Genomic DNA, 3,931 nt, shown 5'->3' with positions numbered 1-3,931 from the left:
GAAAGTTCCGGCTCGGGGCGATCCAAAGACGGGGAGCACCTTAAAAACCGCTGGAGTGAACTCAAAATTGGATAAAACTTGGGGGCAAGGTCAGCGGGCGGCCAAGTCACTGCTATGCTCTCTTCTGACCTCGCTCATGTAATCGCAAAGTTTCTCAGAGCTGCTTCGAAGCAAGGAGCGGTAGCATTCGGAGCGGTCAATCCAGAGATCACGGCTCGGCAAGCGGCAAAAATCCTCGGCACTGAACTGTTCTCCTGAAAGGGCCGACTCTTCTTGCCGTAGGCCGGAGGTCGAACAGGGATCAATCGTGCTGGTATACTTGCCTTGAAGAGTGAACTAGCGCACGCAATCCTCGGCCATGATCTCTCAGCTTGGTAGTTGAGCGGTAGGGTTTTTACCGTATTGGCCTAGTTTAGCATTTCGCGAAATATGGTTCATCCGCAGGAAACGCGGCGAACAAGCGAGGGTCAATATGGCGACGGGCAAGGTGAAGTTTTTTAACGCGGACAAGGGCTACGGTTTCATTACGCCGGAGACGGGTGGCACGGACGTTTTCGTTCATGTCTCAGCGCTGCAATACGGAGACGTTCTGAGAGAAGGGCAGACGGTGTCTTATGATCTCGGACAAGATCGCAAGACGGGAAAATCGAAGGCCGAAAACGTTAGGCCGTTTTGAGGGGAAGAGGTTGCGCTGTACGATCTTGCCGATTTAGTGGCACGGCTTCACTGCGCGGGCTCGACCGGATGCCCGCCTGGCTGGAAGACAGGAACGATCAGCCCCGCTGGTCGCCGATATGGAAAGCTGGCTCGCCAATCACGGTGCCCGCGTCGCGCGGCATCGAGATCGACAACAACAGCGTTGAAAGAACGATCCGGCCGATTGCGCTGAACCGGAGCGCCCTGATGGCTTGTTGTGATTCAGGGGTACGCCTAGCCGAAATCAGGCCAAACATCAGCTGCAGCACTTTGCACTCACCGACGTTCCGCAGCACGACTCCTTGACGCTCTGCTCGGCCAGCCATCTATCACGGGGCTTACAGCTTGCAGGTCGGGGCGAGAGCGCAACGTGAAGAACGCCACTTGCCTCGAACGGAGCGTCGGCGCAGACAGTTGCATAGGACGAGCCCCGTCACTCACCTCGAAGGTTAGCTTTGCGGAGTGCTCAAGGCCAACGTGTTCAGAGACTTTCCGGATGATCGCGGCGAACTTGCCGGCCGTCATGTGCGTTCGGTCGCCCTCCGCGATGTCCCACAATTGTACGAAGATTTCCGACCAGTCGTCCGGATTGGCTCCGCAGTCGAGGCCTGAAAACTGTCCTGCCTTCACTTCGGTTACGTGACAACCGGGTTTGATCGTCCGACCATCGTATGAGAACACAAGAGGTAGGTTGGGCGCTTCAGCGATCTGTCGATCAGGTTTCCGAGCGTGATGTACCGTGGCGGTCGAAATGGCCTTGTCGATCGTGTTCATCTGAGCTATTCCTTGGTTTCAATGTTTCAAGGATTATTGAAATATGGATGAACGTCAAGCCCTCATGTCATTTGCTGCCCTATCCCAGGAGACCCGCCTCGGGGTCGTACGAACGCTCGTCGTCGCTGGCCCAGAGGGGATGGCCGCCGGAGCAATCGCGGAAGCGATGGGTGTCTCGGCGTCCAATATTTCTTTTCATCTCAAGGAACTGGAACGCGCTGGCCTCATTGCCCAAAGGCGGGAATCCCGCTCAATCGTCTACAGCGCCGACTACGATGCGCTGTCCGGACTTGTGAAATTCCTGATGGAGGACTGCTGCGCGGGTCATCCGCGGGTTCTTGGCGTATCGGCCGAGGGTAAAGCCTGCTGTTCGGCCGATGCTGCTTCCGAAAGGCAGCATGTCTGAGCGAAGGAACGCGATCCCGGTCGCGGTGGTATCCGCACTCGGACTTACTCAGATCATCGGCTACGGCACACTCTACTACAGCTTCAGCATACTAGCGCCGGGAGTCGCACATGATCTCGGCGCTACCGTCGAACAGGTGTTTGCGGTTTTCTCCGCATCGCTCTTCATTGGCGGCCTTTCCGCTCCGTCGATAGGGAAATGGCTGGATCGCTTTGGAGCGGCGACGGTCATGACAGTTGGATCGGCAATCTCCGCCCTCACGCTTACGCTCTGTGCGTGGTCGCCAAACCTGCTGGTGTTCGCGGTCGCCATCATGCTCCTTGAAGTAGCGTCCGGGATGGTCCAGTACCAAGCCGCATTCGCTGCCTTGGTCGAAAGGGGACCGCAGACCGCCTCCCGCAGTATAACCCATCTCACCTTGATAGGCGGGTTCGCCTCGACGATCTTCTGGCCGATAGCCGCTCAACTCCACGAGGACTTCTCGTGGCGCACCATCTACCTTCTATATGCCGGACTGAACCTCCTCGTCTGCATGCCGTTGCACTATTGGATCGCACGGCCAGGACGGACCGAAGGTAGACCGGCGAACAAAACCAAGTTCCCGGTGATCGGCGCGCTTCCGGAGGGTTCGAGGCGACGTGGGATGATCATGGTATCGCTGGCTTTCGCGCTGCAGGGGTTTACGCTCTCCGCCATTCTCACACACATGGTGCCGATGCTCGGCAATGTGGGCTTTGGTGCCGCAGCGGTGGTCATCGACGCACTGTTCGGCCCCTCGCAGGTGCTTAGCCGTCTGATCAACATGTTCTTTGGGCAGGACCTGCCGCCACCGTCGCTAGCGACCCTATCGGCAGTCCTCATCGTGACAGGCGTCGCGATGCTGGCCGTATTCGGTGCATGGGTCCCGGGCGCGGTGGCGTTTGCTGTGTGCCTCGGATTGGGATCGGGCATCAACAGCATCGCCCAGGGTTCCCTGCCTCTGTGGCTCTTCGGATCGGAAAGCTACGGCGTGATCACGGGTCGCATGGCGGCTTCCCGTCTGGCCGCTGGCGCGATGGCTCCATTCGTTTTTTCTTTTGTCATGGAGACTTTTGGGATCAATGTCGCGCTGGTGGCAAATGCCTGCCTCGGGTCGGTCGGCATTGCTGCGTTTGTGGCGGTGTCACAGTCAACAAAACGCCGGGCGATCGTCGCTCCTTGAGGCTTTGCTTCCCTTTGAGGTCCGGGATAAGGGAACATGTAAAGCGGCGATGAGCAAGGAAGCAATATGGATACCGGCGAAGCATTGAGGCGCGTCAGGCTAATCTTGCCGATGCTGCAACAAGACGTACGAACAGCCATCCTCTCGCATGCGGTCATGGAGGCCAGCAACGATACCATCCCAAAAGGGATGGTAGGTCTTCATACAGAGTCCACGGATACCTACGGCGCTATTCATAACGCTCTGGCCTTGAAGTTGGCTCTGGACCTCGCCCGGATTTTCGATCTGCCGGTGGTGGTAGGTTTCCGGCGGAAGAGCAGGACAAAGCTTCCGTGCTTGTCCTGGCCGCTCTGTTGGGAAGAGCCGACGTCCAGGCTGCACTGGAGGAGACGGCGGGCACAGAGTGGTATCCTGGCGATGAAATGATCGGAGCAAACGCCAATGCGGTTCCCGTTGATGTGCGGGACATCGTGAAATCAATGGAGGATGAGCAGCGTTCCGAGGATCGGGCCAGCTGCCGGAAGGCTATCAGTGATTTCCTGGCTGCGGTCGGGCGATTGAGCGCCAAAGGCTCCGAAGAGCAGACAGCGTTGAAACGGGTGCGTGATTTCCGCAATCGACGGCTTGCCCACTCCTTGTTCGACAAGGAGCCCGACGCTTTTCCTCGATATTCCGATCTAAATATCCTGCTCGATATCGCCAATGAGGCCGCCCGGCTGGCCAAGCTGGCAATCGAGGGAGGGAATAGCGACTTCGATGGCAATGCAGAACGTGACCGTCAGAACGCAGATGGCTATGCTACCTGCGTTCTGGATGGACTCAAACGGGCGGCAAGACCGAAGAAGCCTGCATCT

At 57.8% G+C, this 3,931-nt stretch carries 4 protein-coding genes and 2 pseudogenes; 5 read left to right on the top strand and 1 reads right to left on the bottom strand.

The features are described 5' to 3' along the window. Positions 1–472 precede the first annotated feature (472 nt). Both N181_RS05905 and N181_RS34620 read left to right on the top strand, forming a co-directional pair. Positions 473–676 carry a cold-shock protein gene (locus tag N181_RS05905; protein ID WP_037436039.1) on the top strand — a complete coding sequence of 68 codons (204 nt, stop codon included), beginning with the start codon at positions 473–475 and terminating at the stop codon, positions 674–676. 67 nt (positions 677–743) lie between these two features. Beyond that, positions 744–930: pseudogene (locus tag N181_RS34620) on the top strand (IS66 family transposase); the annotation flags it as partial. A 22-nt stretch (positions 931–952) separates the two neighbouring features. On the opposite strand, the pseudogene N181_RS05895 reads toward N181_RS34620, so the two are convergent. Next, positions 953–1,470, bottom strand: a pseudogene (locus N181_RS05895) (DUF6428 family protein). Between the two features lie 43 nt (positions 1,471–1,513). Between N181_RS05895 and N181_RS05890 the strand changes: the two are divergent. From N181_RS05890 to N181_RS05875, 3 genes are all read left to right on the top strand, one after another. Beyond that, positions 1,514–1,876 (top strand): ArsR/SmtB family transcription factor, encoded by a 363-nt coding sequence (locus tag N181_RS05890; protein WP_037436036.1) that lies wholly within the window; start codon positions 1,514–1,516, stop codon positions 1,874–1,876. After that, complete coding sequence (gene arsK / locus N181_RS05885) at positions 1,869–3,077, top strand: arsenite efflux MFS transporter ArsK (RefSeq protein WP_037436034.1); 1,209 nt, start codon at positions 1,869–1,871, stop codon at positions 3,075–3,077. Before N181_RS05890 ends, arsK begins: the two co-directional genes overlap by 8 nt. A gap of 332 nt (positions 3,078–3,409) precedes the next feature. Then, positions 3,410–3,931, top strand: a 522-nt coding sequence (locus N181_RS05875) for a hypothetical protein (protein WP_141322370.1), incomplete at its 3' end; no start/stop codon positions are given.

It is taken from the genome of Sinorhizobium fredii USDA 205 (genome assembly GCF_001461695.1).
GTDB classification, from domain to species: domain Bacteria; phylum Pseudomonadota; class Alphaproteobacteria; order Rhizobiales; family Rhizobiaceae; genus Sinorhizobium; species Sinorhizobium fredii.
Note: the sequence above shows the minus strand (reverse complement) of the source record. Positions and strands in the feature narration are given on the sequence as shown.

Excerpts from the sequence above, each read along its gene's own strand:
- N181_RS05905 (WP_037436039.1), top strand. The coding sequence starts at position 473 with ATGGCGACGGGCAAGGTGAAGTTTTTTAACGCGGACAAGGGCTACGGT.
- N181_RS05890 (WP_037436036.1), top strand. The coding sequence starts at position 1,514 with ATGGATGAACGTCAAGCCCTCATGTCATTTGCTGCCCTATCCCAGGAG.
- arsK (WP_037436034.1), top strand. The coding sequence starts at position 1,869 with ATGTCTGAGCGAAGGAACGCGATCCCGGTCGCGGTGGTATCCGCACTC.